Source organism: Nitratidesulfovibrio sp. HK-II, from assembly GCF_003402415.2.
Taxonomy (GTDB): domain Bacteria; phylum Desulfobacterota; class Desulfovibrionia; order Desulfovibrionales; family Desulfovibrionaceae; genus Cupidesulfovibrio.
On sequence record NZ_AP036014.1, the window covers coordinates 3,151,763 to 3,167,785 of the forward strand.

At 67.6% G+C, this 16,023-nt stretch carries 13 protein-coding genes; 10 read left to right on the forward strand and 3 right to left on the reverse strand.

Annotation, left to right across the window (positions count from 1 at the left end):
* Positions 1-217 precede the first annotated feature (217 nt).
* Entirely contained in the window at positions 218-1,189 is a 972-nt protein-coding gene (locus RVX_RS13250) for a hypothetical protein (protein ID WP_116308187.1), read from the forward strand.
* Between the two features lie 80 nt (positions 1,190-1,269).
* Here RVX_RS13250 and RVX_RS13255 read toward each other — a convergent pair whose 3' ends face one another.
* Positions 1,270-1,686 carry a secondary thiamine-phosphate synthase enzyme YjbQ gene (locus tag RVX_RS13255; RefSeq protein WP_116308186.1) on the reverse strand — a complete coding sequence of 139 codons (417 nt, stop codon included), beginning with the start codon at positions 1,684-1,686 and terminating at the stop codon, positions 1,270-1,272.
* Positions 1,687-2,244: 558 nt separating this feature from the next.
* Between RVX_RS13255 and RVX_RS13260 the strand changes: the two genes are divergently transcribed.
* Positions 2,245-3,879: a glutamate synthase-related protein gene (locus tag RVX_RS13260; protein WP_116308185.1), complete on the forward strand. Its 1,635-nt coding sequence runs from the start codon at positions 2,245-2,247 to the stop codon at positions 3,877-3,879.
* A gap of 130 nt (positions 3,880-4,009) precedes the next feature.
* On the opposite strand, the gene RVX_RS13265 is transcribed toward RVX_RS13260, so the two are convergent.
* On the reverse strand, positions 4,010-5,245 hold the full coding sequence (locus tag RVX_RS13265; protein WP_116308184.1) for a M48 family metallopeptidase: 1,236 nt from the start codon (positions 5,243-5,245) through the stop codon (positions 4,010-4,012).
* A gap of 694 nt (positions 5,246-5,939) precedes the next feature.
* On the opposite strand from RVX_RS13265, the gene RVX_RS13270 reads away from it, so the two are divergent.
* The 8 genes from RVX_RS13270 (at position 5,940) to RVX_RS13305 (ending at position 14,220) form a co-directional block, all read left to right on the forward strand.
* A complete protein-coding gene (locus RVX_RS13270) occupies positions 5,940-6,671 on the forward strand; it encodes a GAK system XXXCH domain-containing protein (RefSeq protein ID WP_172596677.1) in 732 nt (243 codons plus the stop codon).
* Between the two features lie 10 nt (positions 6,672-6,681).
* Positions 6,682-7,923 carry a hypothetical protein gene (locus tag RVX_RS13275; RefSeq protein WP_116308182.1) on the forward strand — a complete coding sequence of 414 codons (1,242 nt, stop codon included), beginning with the start codon at positions 6,682-6,684 and terminating at the stop codon, positions 7,921-7,923.
* Between the two features lie 233 nt (positions 7,924-8,156).
* Positions 8,157-8,429, forward strand: a complete 273-nt coding sequence (locus tag RVX_RS13280) for an amphi-Trp domain-containing protein (protein ID WP_035068282.1) — start codon at positions 8,157-8,159, stop codon at positions 8,427-8,429.
* Positions 8,430-8,565: 136 nt separating this feature from the next.
* Positions 8,566-10,365, forward strand: coding sequence for a PhoU domain-containing protein (locus RVX_RS13285; RefSeq protein WP_116308181.1), 1,800 nt, complete (start codon positions 8,566-8,568; stop codon positions 10,363-10,365).
* The gene (locus tag RVX_RS13290; RefSeq protein WP_116308180.1) at positions 10,347-11,264 is read left to right on the forward strand and encodes a GAK system ATP-grasp enzyme; all 918 of its coding nucleotides are present in this window, start codon (positions 10,347-10,349) and stop codon (positions 11,262-11,264) included. The genes RVX_RS13285 and RVX_RS13290 overlap by 19 nt, the downstream gene beginning before the upstream one ends.
* Positions 11,261-12,403, forward strand: coding sequence for an HprK-related kinase B (locus RVX_RS13295; protein ID WP_116308179.1), 1,143 nt, complete (start codon positions 11,261-11,263; stop codon positions 12,401-12,403). Before RVX_RS13290 ends, RVX_RS13295 begins: the two co-directional genes overlap by 4 nt.
* Before the next feature lie 13 nt (positions 12,404-12,416).
* Positions 12,417-13,634: a GAK system CofD-like protein gene (locus RVX_RS13300; RefSeq protein ID WP_116308178.1), complete on the forward strand. Its 1,218-nt coding sequence runs from the start codon at positions 12,417-12,419 to the stop codon at positions 13,632-13,634.
* Between the two features lie 76 nt (positions 13,635-13,710).
* Entirely contained in the window at positions 13,711-14,220 is a 510-nt protein-coding gene (locus RVX_RS13305; RefSeq protein ID WP_116308177.1) for an amphi-Trp domain-containing protein, read from the forward strand.
* A gap of 201 nt (positions 14,221-14,421) precedes the next feature.
* On the opposite strand, the gene RVX_RS13310 is transcribed toward RVX_RS13305, so the two are convergent.
* Positions 14,422-16,005, reverse strand: a complete 1,584-nt coding sequence (locus RVX_RS13310; RefSeq protein ID WP_230404843.1) for a methyl-accepting chemotaxis protein — start codon at positions 16,003-16,005, stop codon at positions 14,422-14,424.
* Positions 16,006-16,023 lie beyond the last annotated feature (18 nt).

The window sequence follows — 16,023 nt, forward strand, 5'->3', positions numbered from 1 at the left end:
GCCCCAAGATTGCCCACTTCCGGCCAGATTACGATCCCGTCGCGGCCGCATCGGCGCCGCATTCCCCGCACCGGGCTTTCGCCATGCCACCTTCCGCCGCCCTGGCCGCTTGACGCAACTCCCCCAGGCCACTACCTGAATCCTCGACGTGCGGGCGCACCGCAGCGCCCCGGCTCCGCGATCCGCCCCACGCCCATTCCGCCGCATGGAGTTCCGCATGACCGACGCCCAGACCGCATGGCACCTCTGGGACGGCCTTGGCCGCCCCCTGCTGCGCCTCGTGCTGTCCATGTCCGCCGGGCTGTTCGTGGCCAACTGCATCGAGGCGCTGAACTGGACGCGGGGCGTGGCGCGCCTGGCCGCGCCGCTGGTGCGGCTGGGCCACCTGCGCGACGTGGCCGGGGCCTCGTTCTCGCTGGCGTTCTTCTCGTCCGTGGCGTCCAACTCGCTGCTGGCTGAAAGCTACGAAAAGGGTGAACTGACAAAGCGCGAACTGCGTTTCGCCAACCTTTTCAACAGCCTGCCCAGCTACTTCGTGCACCTGCCCACGCTGTTCTTCATCACCTGGCCGGTGCTGGGCTTTCCCGCCGTGGTCTACGTGGGGCTTACCCTGCTGGCCGCCTTCCTGCGCACCACGCTTACCGTGGCCTTCGGGCGTATCCTGCTGCCCCCGTTGCCGGAAGGCTGCGTCACCTGCCGCCTGGACGGGCATGAACCGAAGGGCTGGCGGGCCGGGCTGCGCACTGCGTGGCAACGCTTTCGCAAGCGCATGCCCAAGGTGGTCTTTTTCACCGTGCCCACCTACGCGGCCATGTACGCCATGCAGAAGGCGGGCTGGTTCGCCCTGGCCGAGGCGTGGATGGCCCAGCACATGGGCGCGCTGTCCTTCCTGCGGCCGGAGGCGCTGGGCATCGTGCTGCTGCACCTGGCGGCGGAATTCGGCGCGGCGGTGTCCGCCGCCGGGGCCGTGCTGGGCGGCGGCGGCCTGACCGAGCGCGAGATCGTGCTGGCCCTTCTGGCGGGCAACGTGCTGTCCACGCCCATGCGCGCCTTCCGCCACCAGTTTCCGTCCTATGCCGGATACTTCACGCCCGGGCTGGCGGCGGAACTCATCGTGGTCAACCAGGCCCTGCGCGCCGCGTCCATCACGCTGGTGGGGGTGGGGTACTACTGGCTGACACTTCCCTGATTCGGCCCCGACGCGACCCTGACGCAGCCCCCCCCCTGCCCATGGCCGCACCGGCTTGCCGGTTCATCGGCGCGTCCGCGTCATTCCCCGATGATCTTCACCAGCACCCGCTTGCGGCGGCCGCCGTCGAACTCGCCGTAGAACACCTGTTCCCACGGGCCGAGATCCAGCGCGCCCTCTGTAACGGCCACCACCACCTCGCGGCCCATGATCTGGCGCTTCATGTGCGCGTCGGCGTTGTCCTCGCCCACATTGTGGCGGTACTGGCGCACCGGCTCGTGCGGGGCCAGCCTCTCCAGCCACTGCTCGTAGTCGTGGTGCAGGCCGCTCTCGTCGTCGTTGATGAACACGCTGGCCGTGATGTGCATGGCATTGACCAGGCACAGCCCCTCGCGGATGGAGCTTTGCGCCAGCGCCTCGTCCACCTGCGGGGTGATGTTGATGAACGCCCGCCGCGTGGGCACGTTGAACCACAATTCCTTGCGCCACGATTTCATGCAGCCTCCCTGGGCGTGATCCGTCTTCTGTTTTGCATTTTTCTACATTTTGAGCATATCAAGGATATGCTTGCCAGCCTCCGGCGATATGCCCGTTGACCCGCCTTACGGCAGAGCGGCTGTGCGCCATGTCAACTTTTTGTAACAAAAATGTCACTTATGGGCATTTTTTGCGACAAAAATGTATCACGCCGAAATTGTAAAAATCACGCATTCACGTGGTTGCTCTCGGGAATACGGGTAGGCACGACACTGCAACACCACCCCACCATCACTGCCTTCCGCACCGGAGAAACGTGCGCGGGCAAAAAATCACCCGCCACACCATGCCCGTACACGCCATTACGGCGCCACCAGCCCGCCCCCGCCGCGCCGCCGCATGCGTGGTACATGCCTAGCCGCGCGTTCCATGCCCGCAACGCCTTGCACATCCGCGAAACACCCCCTCCGCAGCGAAGGCCCTTCCGTGCACGCCCGCGTTGCCTTGCAACGGTTTCGGGCGGTATGGCCCGTTTTCCATCACCTGGACAATCACGGACCATCCCGGAGGAAGGAAGCATGTCTCAGTGGCTCAAGAGCAATGACGTCCTCGGCACCACCAACCGCGGCAACACGGCGGAATCGGGCCTGTGCACCCTGTGCCGTGCCGACTGCATGGGCAAGTGCGAAACCTGGCTGTCGTGCATGAAGGGGCGGGAAACCCTGTACCCGCGCGACTTCGGCATCGTCACCGCGGGCAGCGGCAACACCACTCATGTGGGCGTATCGTACAATTCGCTGCGCATCCAGGGCTACAACTACGGTGCCTGCGGCGTGGGCGAGAAGGCCGCCACCGGCGATGCCCTGTTCACCGACGTTTCCCTTGCCACCGCCTTCGGCGCGCAGCACAAGACCACCTGCCGCTACCCCCTGATGACCGGCGCGCTGGGCTCCACCTTCGTGGCGGCCAAGTACTGGGACGCCTTCGCCACCGGCTGCGCCATCTGTGGCGTGCCCATCGTGGTGGGCGAAAACGTGGTGGGCATCGACCGCGAAGCCGAGCTGCAGAACGGGCGCATCACCAAGGCCCCCGAGCTGGAACGCCGCATCGACAACTACCTGCGCTACTACGACGGGCACGGCGCCATCATCGTGCAGCTGAACGTGGAGGACACCCGCAACGGCGTGGCCGAATACGTGGCGGGCAAGTACGGCGACAAGGTGATCATCGAGCTGAAGTGGGGCCAGGGCGCCAAGGACATCGGCGGCGAGATCGAGGTGAAGAGCCTGGAGTACGCGCAGTTCCTGAAGCAGCGCGGCTACCTGGTGGACCCCGACCCCACCCGTCCCGAAGTGCAGGAAGGCTACCGCAGCGGCGCGGTGAAGGGCTTCGCCCGGCACAGCCGCCTGGGCTACACCGACCTTTCCGGCTACGAGCAGGTGCGCGAGAACTTCATGACCCAGGTGGCCTACCTGCGCTCGCTGGGCTTCGGCCGCATCTCGCTGAAGACCGGCGCCTACGGCATGGAGGCGCTGGCCATGTCCATCCGCCTGGCCTCCGAGTGCGAGCTTGACCTGCTGACCATCGACGGCGCGGGCGGCGGCACCGGCATGAGCCCGTGGGACATGATGGAAACCTGGGGCGTGCCGTCCATCCTGCTGCACGCCAAGGCCGCGGAATACGCGGCCCTGCTGGCCGCCAGCGGCCGCAAGGTTGTGGACATGTCCTTCGCGGGCGGCTTCGCCAAGCCCAGCCAGATATTCAAGGCGCTGGCCCTTGGCGCGCCCTACGCCAAGATGATCTGCATGGGGCGGGCCATGATGATTCCCGGCTTCCTCGGGTCCAACATCGAGGGCGTGCTGAAGCCGGAAAACCGCGCACGCGTCAGCGGCAACTGGGACACGCTGCCCAAGACGGTGACCGAGCACGGCAGCACGGCCGAAGAAATCTTCGCCGGGTACCACGACGTGCAGGCCAGGATCGGGCGCGAGGCCATGAAGGACCTGCCCTACGGGGCCATCGCCATGTGGACCCTGCTGGACAAGCTGGGCGCGGGCGTGCAGCAGCTAATGGCGGGCGCGCGCCGCTTCTCGCTGGACCAGATCCGCCGCGAGGACATAGCCTCGGGCAACCGCGAGACCGAGCGCGAGACCGGCATCCCGTTCATCACCGACGTGCAGGACGAGTTCGCCAGAGCCATCCTGAAGGGCTAGCGCCACCGCGCCGCACGCGCGGCTCGACAATAGAAACGGGGCGGAAACCGTGCAGGTTTCCGCCCCGTCTTGCGTGCGGTCATGGCGGTCATGGCGGTCATGGGCTGGCCACCGCTTTCGGCGGTGCACCTTACGGAATCAGGGGTTGCCCTTCCGCCAGCCGGGCGTCGATCTCGGCCACCGCCCGGGCCAGCCGGGCGGCGCGGGATTGGGCATCGGCCTGCGCGCCCTGCGCGACCTGCCCGACCTGCGCGACCTCCGCATCGGGCTGCACACGTTGCGACGCGGGCCGCGCCTCGCCCTGCAACACGGCCCGGCGCGACGGCGGCATGGCCGCCAGCGCCTCGAACGCGGCCCCGGCCCTGCGGTGGTCGTAGCCCGCGCGGGCCATGCAGAACAGGGCCAGCCGGTCGATGTCGTATTCGCGCGGCAGCATGGCCGTGCCCGATGCCTCCGGCCGGGCCAGTTCGCCCGCCGGGGGCATGCCGTAATACCCGTGCACGCCCGGCCTGTCCGTTCTGTCGCCTTTGGACGACACAGCGCCCGGCGCGGCCGACGTGGCCCCGCCGCCCTTGGGCTGGCGGATGTGCCGGGCCATCTCGCGGCTCAGCACGGCGGCCAGGTCCGCGTCGTCGGAAAAGTGTTCCAGAAACCCGATGGTCACGTGAATGGACTGGCCCGTGGTGAAGGCGTCCACGCTGTCGCGCACCTCCACGTCCATGACGGTGTCGCACACGCGATGAAAGCGCACCGGCACGTCCATGCGCAGGCCGTCCCGCTCCACGGTGTAGGTCACGGTGTCGCCCGCGCCCAGCGCCTTGGTCACCTGCCAGCGCAGGGTGCGCGCCGCCAGCTTGCCCGTGGGCAGGGGCTGGCCGTTGACGGCGACCAGCACGTCGCCGGGGCGGATGCCCGCCTCCTCGCCGCCGCTGCCGAGCAGCACGCTGATGACCCGATGGCGCGCGTCCAGCCCGTACTCGCGCGCGTAGGCCTCGCGCCAACGGCGCATTTCCACGAAGGCCCCCAGGTCGCCCCAGCGCACCGAGGACAGCATGTCGTCCAGAGTGTCGGTGCTTACCACCATCACGCCGTCGTCCAGCACGGTGCGGCCCGCGCACAGCGGCGCGTTGGATTCACGCAGGGCGTAGCCCACGTTCCACAGCCGCTCGCGCTGGCACATCCGCCGCTCCACGGAAGCGACAGGCTGGGGGCACTGCTCCTTTTTGGCCTCTACAACGGGGGCCGGGGCCACGGCCCTGCGGCCGCATCCGGACAACGCCAGCATCAGCAGCACTGCCGCAAGGGCAACCGCAAACAGCGGGGCGAAGCCCGAAACCCACTGCATCCTTCCCCGGAATATCGCCATGCCACCTCCATTCCGGTGCATATTCACGCTCGGGCGGCTTTTTCCCCGTCCGCTGCGAGACATTTTCTACGCGGAACAACCGCCCCGCTGTCGCCGCATACCGTGTCACGGCAGTTCATGCAAGTCTTCCGTGGAACATCGGGCCGGACAGCACAACCGCACCGCGACATCACATCGTAATACGGCAGAACATGCCGCCCCGAAGCATCCTGGAACACGAAGCAAACGCCGTGCCTTGCACGCAGGCACCGCAACAGGTGCGCATGAACGCCACTCCGAGCCCTGGCATGGCATTTCCGCGCGCCATCATGTGCCCCGCGCACTCCCGCAACCCGTCCGGCATGTTATGCTGGCGACAGGCTGCGCCGCATCTGCGGAAGCAACGTCGGCAGTGTGCCGGAAACGCACGGCGACGGGGGCCGCAGATCCATGTCACGCAAACGTAACATCCGGAATATCATTGTAACGCTGCCGCCACCGTCCAGCCATCAAGGCCCGCCTTGCCCGCGTGTACATGACCGGAAGATCGCGTTCCGGAACCGTCACACGGCGCGAGGAAAGACACTTCGCCCGCGCCGCCGCGCCAGGCGACAACAACGGCAGTTGTGACATCCGTGACAACTGCGGCAACTGGCGGCACGCCCGGCATGTTCCGCGCGGAACGGGGCGGCGCGCCCGCATCGGGGTATCCATCATGGGCAGCAGAAAGACATCCTTCTCCATCACCCGGCAGGAACTGCCCGCCGTGCTGCGGCGCATTGCCGGCGCACTGGAGCGGGACGGCGCGGCCGAGGCCCCGGCCGGTGGCGAGATCGGCGGCGAAACCGACCCGCTGCTGGCCGCAGGGCTGGGCGAATTCCGCAAGTTCAAGCTCAACGCCAAGCACGCCTTCGACCACATGGAGGTGGTGCTCAAGGTCAAGACGCCCGACGCGTCCGCCTTCGGCCCCGATGCCGCCGGAGCGGCAGCGACAGACGACGGCCCCGGCGGCGCGCGCGCGTCCCGTCTTCCTCACTTGTCGGGCCGCCCCTCGTACAAGTCGCTGAAGAAGCGCATGCGCTCGTCGTTCAAGGCGCTGCGCCAGGCCGTGCAGGCCGGGACCATGCCCCATCCAGAGGCCGCCGCCTCGTTCCTGGCCGATTCGCTGCTGATGGTGGAATACCCCGGCTACGGCGACGAGCACTACGCGGCCTACCGCACGGCCACAGAGGCCCTGCGCGCGGCGCTGGAAGCCGCGCGGCAGACAGCGGGGGCGCAACCCGGCCCTTCCCCCGACGCTGGGGCCGACGCCCCGCACGATGCTTCCACGCCCACCGCCGCGTCCCCGGTTACGCCCACCGCCGCGCCCCCAATCACGCCTGAAGTCCGCCACGCCGTGGAAGAGCTCTACCGGCTCATGGTGCTCTGCCATGACCGCTACAAATAGGCCGCCCGCCATGAAGATCGTCAAGCCCGTGGCGCGCCAGTGCGCCGACCTGGAAGAACGCCTGAGCGCCCTTCCTGAAGACGTCACCGAGCAGGAGGACGCCCTGTTCCGCTCGCTGATCGTCACCGACCTGGCCCCGTGGCAGGCCGAGCAGGTAGCCACCCCCTCGGCGGTCCACGAGGCCCAGCGCGAGGTGCTGGCCACCCACTGGCACCCGGAATTCGTGCCCATGGGCCTCATCCGCCAGCGCTTGGGGGCCATGTTCCCCGGCCGCGAGGAAGAACTGATCATCCCCACCCAGCACAACGAACTGACCAGTTGGGACGGCTACACCGGGGTGGAGGTGGACTGCTACTCCAGCGGCTTCAACCAGAAGGTCCAGTTGCTGCTGCATTTCGAAAGCCACCGCGTGGCCTGCGACCACGCCGTGTCCACCGTCGCGCCCGTCGCGCCCGGCGCGCCCGCCCCTGCCCTGACCGCCCTCGGCGACAAGGCCCACACCCTGCGCTCCATGCTGGCCCACACCCGCAAGTACCGGGCCTCGCAGTTGTACGACTACGTGCGCGCCGTGGTGCGCCCCGACGACGACGTGGCCGGGCCCGCCGTGCGCGAGACCGGGGCCGACGACGACGTGCTGGCCTTCGCCAGGGTGATGACCGGCAAGTTCTCGCGCCTGCTGGAAACGCACGGCGCGGACCTACCCGAGGACATGGTCAAGAACAAGCTGTTGCGCAACTTCATCGACGGCTTGCGCGGCGAATGGGAAGCCACCTTCATCGACAGGGTGCAGGCCTATCTGAAGGCGGTGAAGGAACAGGTGAAGCGGCGCTTTCCGCTCGACTACTTCTACCGGGCCACGGAATTCATCGAAGAAGCGCACGGCCTTGGCGGCTGCGTGGTCATTCCGCACCCGGAGCAGTTCTGGCCCATCCTGCTCGCCGAGTACGACGTGGACGGCTACGAGGTGTGGAACCCCCAGTCCAGCCGGTACACCGAATTCCTCATTTCCGTGGTCAACCGCAAGAACCGGGGGCCGGGTCTTTCGCGCCGTGAAATCCTGGTGTTCATGGGCGACGACTGCCACCTGGGCGAAAAGACCCGCCCGCGCGAGCAGCAGGATACGGAAAAGGCCGCGCGCGAGGTGGGCCTGCAACCGGCCTGGGACGACCCGGCCGTGCGCAAGCGCCTTTCGCTGACCGGGGTGAGCCGCAGCCGCGTCATCCGGGACTACCGGGCGCGCCTGGCGGGCTAGGCCCCAACTTGTCTTTTCGCCCGCTGGCTTCGTCAAACTTCGTCTGCCATATCGGCCAAATACAACAAGAGTATATTCCCTCATGGCTGACTTGTTTTCCTCGCCAACGAACGAAAATCCTGCGTTGGGAACGGACCACGGGGGGCATAGGACGCAGCGTCACCCGACCTTCACCCGCGCGGCACGCCGTCGCCCCCGGCGAGCGGCATACACAACGCAGACAGGAGACACCCATGAGTTCGGAAGAAAAGTTCGTCTTTGAATCGTTGCAGGACTGCGAATCCATCCGCGCCTTTCTGGAAGCCCTCACCGAGGGCGTGGGCAGCAAGCACCTGGTGCTGTCCTCGGGCGGCGAGCGCATCGAACTGTACCCGCAGGGCCTCTTGCAGGTGGAGGTGAAGGCCCGGCGCAAGGGCGGGTCGAGCAAGGTCAGCCTGAAGCTGGAATGGAAGGACGCTCCCCGTGTGGAAACCACCGACAGGACGCTGTCCGTCAGCAGCAATTGACGCCCGCGGCATGGCCGGGGCCGGTGCGCCGCCCCTGGCATGCGCAGGGGCGGCTCCGGCATGGGCAACCGAACGGGCCTGATGGCCTCGGCCCGCACTCTTCAACGGACAGTTCCAAAGGCGAGATGATCCGCACATGATCACCTTCGAAGGACTGAGCGAAAACTTCAGGTTCCTGGTGCTCGAGGTTTCGGGCCAGCTGCGCGCCACGCACGAGTTCATGCGTGCCCCCACGCGCGAGCTGTTCGACCGCATCACCGGGCGCGACGACTACATCGACAACCTGAAGACCATCATCGAGAACAAGTGCTTCTCGCGCATCCATACGGACAACTCGCTGGACCGGCGCGAGATACACCGCATCCGGGCCATCCACACCATTGCCGTGAACCTGGAGCGCATCGCCGACTTCTGCGTGAACATCCTGGGGCAGATGGGCCACCTTTCCGACCCCAACAGGCTGCGGGCCGACGAGTACGCCCCCATCTTCGCGGAGATAGAGGCCAGCCTGAACCGCATCATCCCCGCGCTGGAAAAGGAAGACCTGCCCGCCGCCCTGGCCATCTGCCGCAGCGAATACGAGCTGGACCGGCTGTACGAGGCGGTGTTTCACCGTATCCTGGCCGAAATGTCCGACGGCCGCAGCGTGCACGACCGCATCACCACCATCTTCATTTTCCGGTACCTGGAACGCATCGGCGACAGCCTGCTGAACGTGGGCGAGGCGCTGATCTTCAGCGTGCTGGGAGAAAAAATAAAAATAAAACAGTTCGAAGCGTTACAGAAGACGCTATCCACTTCTGGCTTCGGCGATTCGCTGTCGGACATCGACTTCCGCTCCATCTGGGGCACCCGGTCCGGCTGTCGCATCGGCCGGGTGGAGCGGGTGCGGGGAGCGCGCAGTTCCACCGGAGACGCGGAAGGCGGGGGCGGTCCGTCCTGTGACACCGGCGTCGGCGGGGGCAACGGCAATCCCGCGCAGACGGGGCCGGACGGCCAGCCCAGGCCCGCGCCCGGCGGCCTCGGGTCCATCTACAAGCAGGGCAACAAGAAGAAGATCATCAAGGAGCGGGACAACATCGCCCGCTGGTCCACCCTGTTCCCCAACCTGGTGCCGGAAATCTTCGGCTACCACGAGGACGACGATTCCGCCGCGCTGCTGGTGGAGTTCCTGCAGGGGTGTACGCTGGACGAAATCGTCCTGACCGGCGACGTGGAAATCCTGCAGAACGCCATGTTCGTGCTGCTCCAGACCCTGCACGAGATCTGGGAAAAGACGGCCGCGCCCGGCCCGGTTCCCACCGACTTCATGCGCCAGATGCGTTCGCGCATGGAGTCCGTGTTGCAGGTGCATCCGGGCCTGCGGCGCGACGGGGTGGACCTGTGCGGCGCGGGGGCCCTGTCCACCGAACAGCTCATGGACCGCTGCGAGGCCATCGAAAAGACCCTGCCCGCGCCGTTCACCGTGTTCATCCACGGCGACTTCAACGTGAACAACCTGGTCTACGACCACGCCCGGCAGGCGGTGCGCTTCATCGACCTGTACCGCTCGCGCGACTGCGACTACGTGCAGGACATTTCGGTGTTCCTGGTCTCCAACTACCGGCTGCCGGTGTTCGAGCCCGCCCTGCGCCAGCGCATCCGCTGGGTGATGCGCGAATTCCTGCTGTTCGCCACCGGGGTGGCCGCCGAGCGCGGCGACGCCACCTTCCAGGCGCGGCTGGCGCTTGCGCTGGCCCGCTCGCTGTACACATCCACGCGGTTCGAGCTGAACCATCATTTCGCCAAGGACATGTACCTGCGCTCGCACTACCTGATGGAGCGCATCGTGGCCCATCGCGGTTCGTGGGAAAGCTTCCGTCTGCCGACGGAGGTGCTGGACTGCGGCTGCAACGCCATCATGAGGGAGGAAACGCCGTGCGCATTGGCGTCGTAGGAACCAAAGGCGGCTGGTCGTCGGAACTGCTGGCCGACACCGTGGGCAGGGCCACCGGGCACCGCCTGCTCATCGAAATGGACAAGGTGCGGCTGGACCTGCCGTCGGGCCGCTGCATGTACGAAGGCACCGACCTGTCCACGCTGGACGCGCTGATCATCAAGAAGATCGGCGCGTGGTACTCGCCCGACCTGCTGGACCGCCTGGAAATGCTGCGCCTGCTCAACGAGCGGGGCTTGCCCATGTTCTCCAGCCCGCTGCGGGTGCTGCGGGTGCTGGACCGGTTGAGCTGCACCATCACCCTGCAGTCCGGCGACATCCCCATGCCGCCCACCACCATCACCGAAGACGTGGACCACGCGGTTGCGGCCGTGCGCGACTATGGCCGCGCGGTGTTCAAGCCGCTGTACTCCACCAAGGCGCGGGGCATGACCATCATGCAAGACGGCCCCGACCTGCGAGACAGGGTGGCGGCCTACAAGGCGGACAACTCCATCCTGTACATCCAGAAGACCATAGAGCTGGAAGGCGGCAAGGATCTTGGCGTGGTGTTCCTGGGGGGAAAGTACCTGACCACCTATGCCCGCTGCCGCACCAACGGCAGCTGGAACACCACCACGGTCAACGGCGGCAAGTATGCCCCGTTCGAGCCCCCGGCCGAAGTCATCGCCATGGCCGAAAAGGCCCAGGCGCTGTTCGGGCTGGACTTCACCTGCGTGGACGTGGCCCTGACCGATGCCGGCCCGTTCGTCTTCGAGGTGTCGGCCTTCGGCGGGTTCCGCGGCATTCTGGAAACCAGCGGGCTCGACGCCGCGCAACTGCTGCTGGACCATGTGCAGGACTGCCTGGGAACGGGCGGCTGCGGCACCGCCCCCACCATCATGGAGCCCGCCGCATGAACGCCACCCCAGCCCGTTCCCTTGCCCAGCACCTTACCCGCGCCACCCTGGCCGCCGACGTGCGCGGCTGGTACCCCGCCAGCCACGAACTGGCCCTGCGCATCAACGATGTGTACGTGCGCGTGGCCACCAACGCGCCGGAGCTGCACCACAAGCTGACCCGCTACTTCGGCGAGTTCCTGGTCGAAGACGTGCTGTCGCTCGGCGTGCCCGCCGGGGCGGAGGTCATCCGGGTCACCGCGCACGAGGCCCCGCGCCGCGACTGGGGGCTGCCCTTCACGGCAAAGCAGCCCGACGCGGGCAAACGCAAGATCAAGGAAGAATACCTGGACCTGCCCGACGGGCGCATGGTGCACAAGCGGCTGACGGGCATGCTCTTCGCCTTCGGCCACGGCGACAACATGGCCGTGGGCCCGTGCACCGCCAACGACAACCAGGTGGTCAACTTCATCAACAACCGCTACCTGGAACTGATGCTGAACCGGGGCTGTCTGCTGGGCCACGCCGCCGCCGTGGCCCACGCCGGGCGCGGTCTTGCCGTGGCGGGCTTTTCCGGCATGGGCAAGTCCACCCTCTCCTTGCGGCTCATGAGCCGGGGGGCCACCTTCGTCAGCAACGACCGTGTGCTGGTTGAACGCAGCGGCGACAGCGCCGCCCCGCGCTGCCTGGGCATACCCAAGCAGCCGCGCATCAACCCCGGCACCATCCTGGCCAACCCCGACCTGGCCCCGGTGCTGACCGAAGAGGAACGCATCACCCTTTCCGCCCTGCCCCCCGACGACCTGTGGCACCTGGAGCGCAAGTACGACGCCATCATCGCCGACTGCTTCGGGCCGGGTCGCTTCGTGCCGCAGGCCCCGCTGGACGCGCTGGTGATCCTGAACTGGCGGCGCAACACCGGCGAACCGCTGCGGGTGCGCATGGACAGCGCCGAGAACCGCCCCGATCTGCTGCCCGCGTTCATGAAATCCACCGGGGTGTTCTACCTGCCCGGCCCCGGCGGCTGGGACGAGGACCCCGGCCACGCGGAGTACGCGCGCGGGCTGGCCGGAGTGCCGGTCATCGAGCTGTCCGGCGGGGTGGACTTTGACGCGGCGGCGGATGCGTGCATGCACTTTCTGGCCACCGGAACCGTGTAGAGGTTTGCGCCGCATGGCCCGGCTGCTGCTGACCCGGCAGGTCACCCTGCCCGACCCGGTGAAGGTGGAACGCTTCACCCGCGCGCCCGACCTTGGGCCGCGCATCCTGTTCTTCAGCGGGGGCACGGCCCTGCGCGACGCCTCCACCGACCTTGCGCGGTACACGCACAACTCGGTGCACCTGATCACCCCGTTCGACTCGGGCGGCAGCTCCGCCCGGCTGCGCCAGGCCTTCGGCATGCCCGCCGTGGGGGACCTGCGCAACCGGCTGATGGCCCTGGCCGACCGCAGCCTGCACGGCAACCCGGCGGTGTTCCGGCTGTTCGCCTTCCGCCTGCCCGCGGAGGGCGACCGCGGCGAGCTGGCCGACACCCTTGTCGCGCTGGCCCAGGGCAGGCACCCCCTTGTACGCGCCATACCCGACCCGTTGCGCAAGATCGTGCGTTCGCACATCGGCACGTTCATCGAGCATGCCGGGCTGGACAAGGACGGCGGCTTCGACCCGCGCGGGGCAAGCCTTGGCAACATCGTGCTGGCCTCCGGCTATCTGCAGAACCGCCGCCACCTGGACCCGGTGATCTTCATCTTCTCCAAGCTGGTGCAGGTGCGCGGGGTGGTGCGGCCCATCGCCAACGCCGACCTGCACCTGGCCGTGAAACTGGCCGACGGCCGGGTCATCGGCGGGCAGCACCGCTTTACCGGCAAGAACGGCACGCCGCCGCTCACCGCGCGCATTGACGACATATGGCTGTGCAAGTCGCCCGACGACACCGCCCCGGCCGACCTGCGGCTGCGGGCCAAGGTGCGCGAGATCATCGCCACGGCCGAGCTGGTGTGCTATCCTGTGGGCAGCTTCTATTCCAGCGTCATCGCCAACCTGCTGCCCTCGGGCGTGGGCGCGGCCCTGGCCGCCACCCGCTGCCCCAAGGTCTTCGTGCCCAACACCGGCAACGACCCGGAACTGCTGGGCCACACCCTGGAATTGCAGGTGGAGCGGCTGCTGCGCCATCTGCGCGGCGACGCGCCCGACGCCATCGCCCCGCGCGACGTGCTGGACTTCGTGCTGGTGGACACCAAGGGCGGCCGCTACCCCGGCGGCATTCCCAGGGCCATGTTGCAGCGTCTTGCAGAGCTGGGCATCCGCGTGCTGGACTGCCCGCTGGTGAGCCGCCAGTCGGCCCCGTACATCGACGAACGCCTGCTCAACCCGGTGCTGCTCTCGCTGTGCTGACGGACCCGTGCGGGCAACGCCCGCCACGGGAAGGGCACACCGGCAACAACCGCTACCAACCGAATGGAGGTTTCCCATGGACGGTGAAAAGCAGAAGGTGAGCATTGAACAGCAGATGGCCTACACCGATGCGGTGGCCTATCTGGAAGCCCTGCTGAAGGGCTTCAAGGAAGGGCGCATCGTGGTGGAGCGCGGCGGCGAGGCCGTGGTGCTTACCCCGCCCCAGAGCGTGAACGTGGAAATCGAGGCGCGCCGCAAGGGCGACAAGCAGAAGTTCTCGCTGGAGCTGGAATGGAGCGCGGCCCCGGCCGTTGTCGAAGACCCGCTGACCATCTCCGCCGACCTGCCCAAGGCCGACGCCGCGAAGCCCTGCGACAAGGGCTGCCCAACCACCGCCCCGGCGGGAACAGCCAAGCCCGCCGACGCCAGGCCCGCCGCAACCCCGGCCAAGCCCGGCCCTTCGGCCCCCGCGTCCACGGTGAGCTACGGCAAGGCCGAGCCCGCCAAGCCCGCCGCAGCACCCGTCAAGCCGGATGCGGGCAAGCCCGAAGCCCCCAAGGACACGCCCAAGCCCGGCGGCAAGTAGCCCGAGCCAAGCAGAAGAGACAAAAGAAAACCGCCCGCCGGAGCATTCCGACGGGCGGTCTTTTCATCTCGTGCCCGACAGGCCCAGATTTTGGCCTGCGGCCCCTCAAGGACTGTTTCCCAATGTCCAGCCCGCCTGGCGGCGCATGTCCGCTTCGCGCCCTTTGGGTCGGAAGCCCGCAGGCAAAAGGACGGCTTGCGCCTACGCGGTCATGTTGTGAATGATCCCCCGCAACTGCCCGGCCATGTCGGCCAGCGCGCTCACCGCCCGCCCGGCCTGTTCCACCTCGGACGTGACCTTGGACGAGATGTCGCGCACCTCGGCCACGGAACTGCTGATGTGCTCGCTGGTGGAAGACTGCTGCTCCGCCGCCGTGGCGATGGCGTGCACCTGATCGTTGGTGGCCACCACCAGGGTGACGATTTCGGACAGGGCCGCGCCCGATTCGGCGGACAGCCCGCGCGAGCGTTCCACGGCGTGCACCGCCGCCTCCATGCCCGTCACCGAATCGCGGGTGCCTTCCTGGATGGCCCGGATGGCCTCGCCCACCTCGCGGGTGGCGTTCATGGTCTTTTCGGCCAGCTTGCGCACCTCGTCGGCCACCACGGCGAAGCCGCGCCCGGCGTCACCGGCGCGGGCCGCCTCGATGGCCGCGTTAAGCGCCAGCAGGTTGGTCTGGTCGGCAATGTCGCTGATGACCTCCATGACCCGGCCAATGCCCTCGGCCCGGGTGCCCAGCGCGCCAAGGTCGGCTTTCAGCCGCGCGGCCATGGAACTCACCTCGTCGATGGCGGCCATGGCCTTCTCCACCACGCCCGCCCCGGCTTCGGCCTTGGCGCGGGCGTCGGTGGCCTGGCGCGCGGCGTCCGAGGCGCTGCGGGCAACCGCCAGCACGGCGCTGTTCATCTCGTCCATGGCGGCGGCCGTCTCGCCGATGCGGCTGGACTGACGGTCGGTCAGGTTCCCGGCGTTGCGCATCTGCCCGGCCAGGGTGGCCGAGGTGCGGGCCACCTCTCCGGAAATTTCCTCCGACTGGCGGGCCGCTTCGGCGATGCGCTTGTTGGTGGCCTCCAGTTCGGCCTCGCGGGCGCGCAGGTCGGTAAGATCCTGGTAGATGCACAGCGCGCCCATCAGCTTGCCCTCTATGTCGTACAGGGGCGAGGCGTTGATGAAGATGCGCCGCTTGCCGCCCTTGCGGCCCATCAGGTCCACCTCGCGCCGGGCGATGGTGCCGTTCTCGATGCAGTCGCGCAGCACCGTGCGCCGCGTGGCGTCGCCGTAGAAGAACTGGGCCACGTTCTGGCCGTAGAAGCTTTCCGGCTTGCCGTCGTGTTCCAGGATGTGCAGCAGGTTGGCGTTGGTGTAGGTGAGCACCTCCTTGGGGTCCACCACCACGAAGGGAGTGTCGATGCCCTTCAGCACGCCCTGCGCAAAGGATAGGTTTCTGCGCAACTGGCCGATAAGCCCATCAAGGGCGATGCGCATCTCGACCAGTTCGTCGCCGCCGTCACAGGTGAAACAGATGGAATGATCCCCGGCCTTCAGGCGGTCGAGCCGCCAGGTTATTTCGGCAAGGGGTTTCACCACCTTGGCATTGAGCAGCAGGGCGAGGGCAATGGCCAGCGCCACCGCGCACCCCACGGTGATGCCCCCGGCCAGCCATATGGTGCCGGGGGTGATGGACCCCGCCCCGACGGAGCCAAGCCAGGCGAAACCGCCCAGACAGACCAGGGGAACGAGCGAGAGAAGGAAGATAAGTGTCCGGATGCGCAACCCTTGCATCATCGAGGCATCTCCTTTGTG

Bases quoted from the DNA above. Each gene is read 5' to 3' on its own strand.
- RVX_RS13250 (WP_116308187.1), top strand. From the start codon at position 218: ATGACCGACGCCCAGACCGCATGGCACCTCTGGGACGGCCTTGGCCGC.
- RVX_RS13255 (WP_116308186.1), bottom strand. From the start codon at position 1,686: ATGAAATCGTGGCGCAAGGAATTGTGGTTCAACGTGCCCACGCGGCGG.
- RVX_RS13260 (WP_116308185.1), top strand. From the start codon at position 2,245: ATGTCTCAGTGGCTCAAGAGCAATGACGTCCTCGGCACCACCAACCGC.
- RVX_RS13265 (WP_116308184.1), bottom strand. From the start codon at position 5,245: ATGGCGATATTCCGGGGAAGGATGCAGTGGGTTTCGGGCTTCGCCCCG.
- RVX_RS13270 (WP_172596677.1), top strand. From the start codon at position 5,940: ATGGGCAGCAGAAAGACATCCTTCTCCATCACCCGGCAGGAACTGCCC.
- RVX_RS13275 (WP_116308182.1), top strand. From the start codon at position 6,682: ATGAAGATCGTCAAGCCCGTGGCGCGCCAGTGCGCCGACCTGGAAGAA.
- RVX_RS13280 (WP_035068282.1), top strand. From the start codon at position 8,157: ATGAGTTCGGAAGAAAAGTTCGTCTTTGAATCGTTGCAGGACTGCGAA.
- RVX_RS13285 (WP_116308181.1), top strand. From the start codon at position 8,566: ATGATCACCTTCGAAGGACTGAGCGAAAACTTCAGGTTCCTGGTGCTC.
- RVX_RS13295 (WP_116308179.1), top strand. From the start codon at position 11,261: ATGAACGCCACCCCAGCCCGTTCCCTTGCCCAGCACCTTACCCGCGCC.
- RVX_RS13300 (WP_116308178.1), top strand. From the start codon at position 12,417: ATGGCCCGGCTGCTGCTGACCCGGCAGGTCACCCTGCCCGACCCGGTG.
- RVX_RS13305 (WP_116308177.1), top strand. From the start codon at position 13,711: ATGGACGGTGAAAAGCAGAAGGTGAGCATTGAACAGCAGATGGCCTAC.
- RVX_RS13310 (WP_230404843.1), bottom strand. From the start codon at position 16,005: ATGATGCAAGGGTTGCGCATCCGGACACTTATCTTCCTTCTCTCGCTC.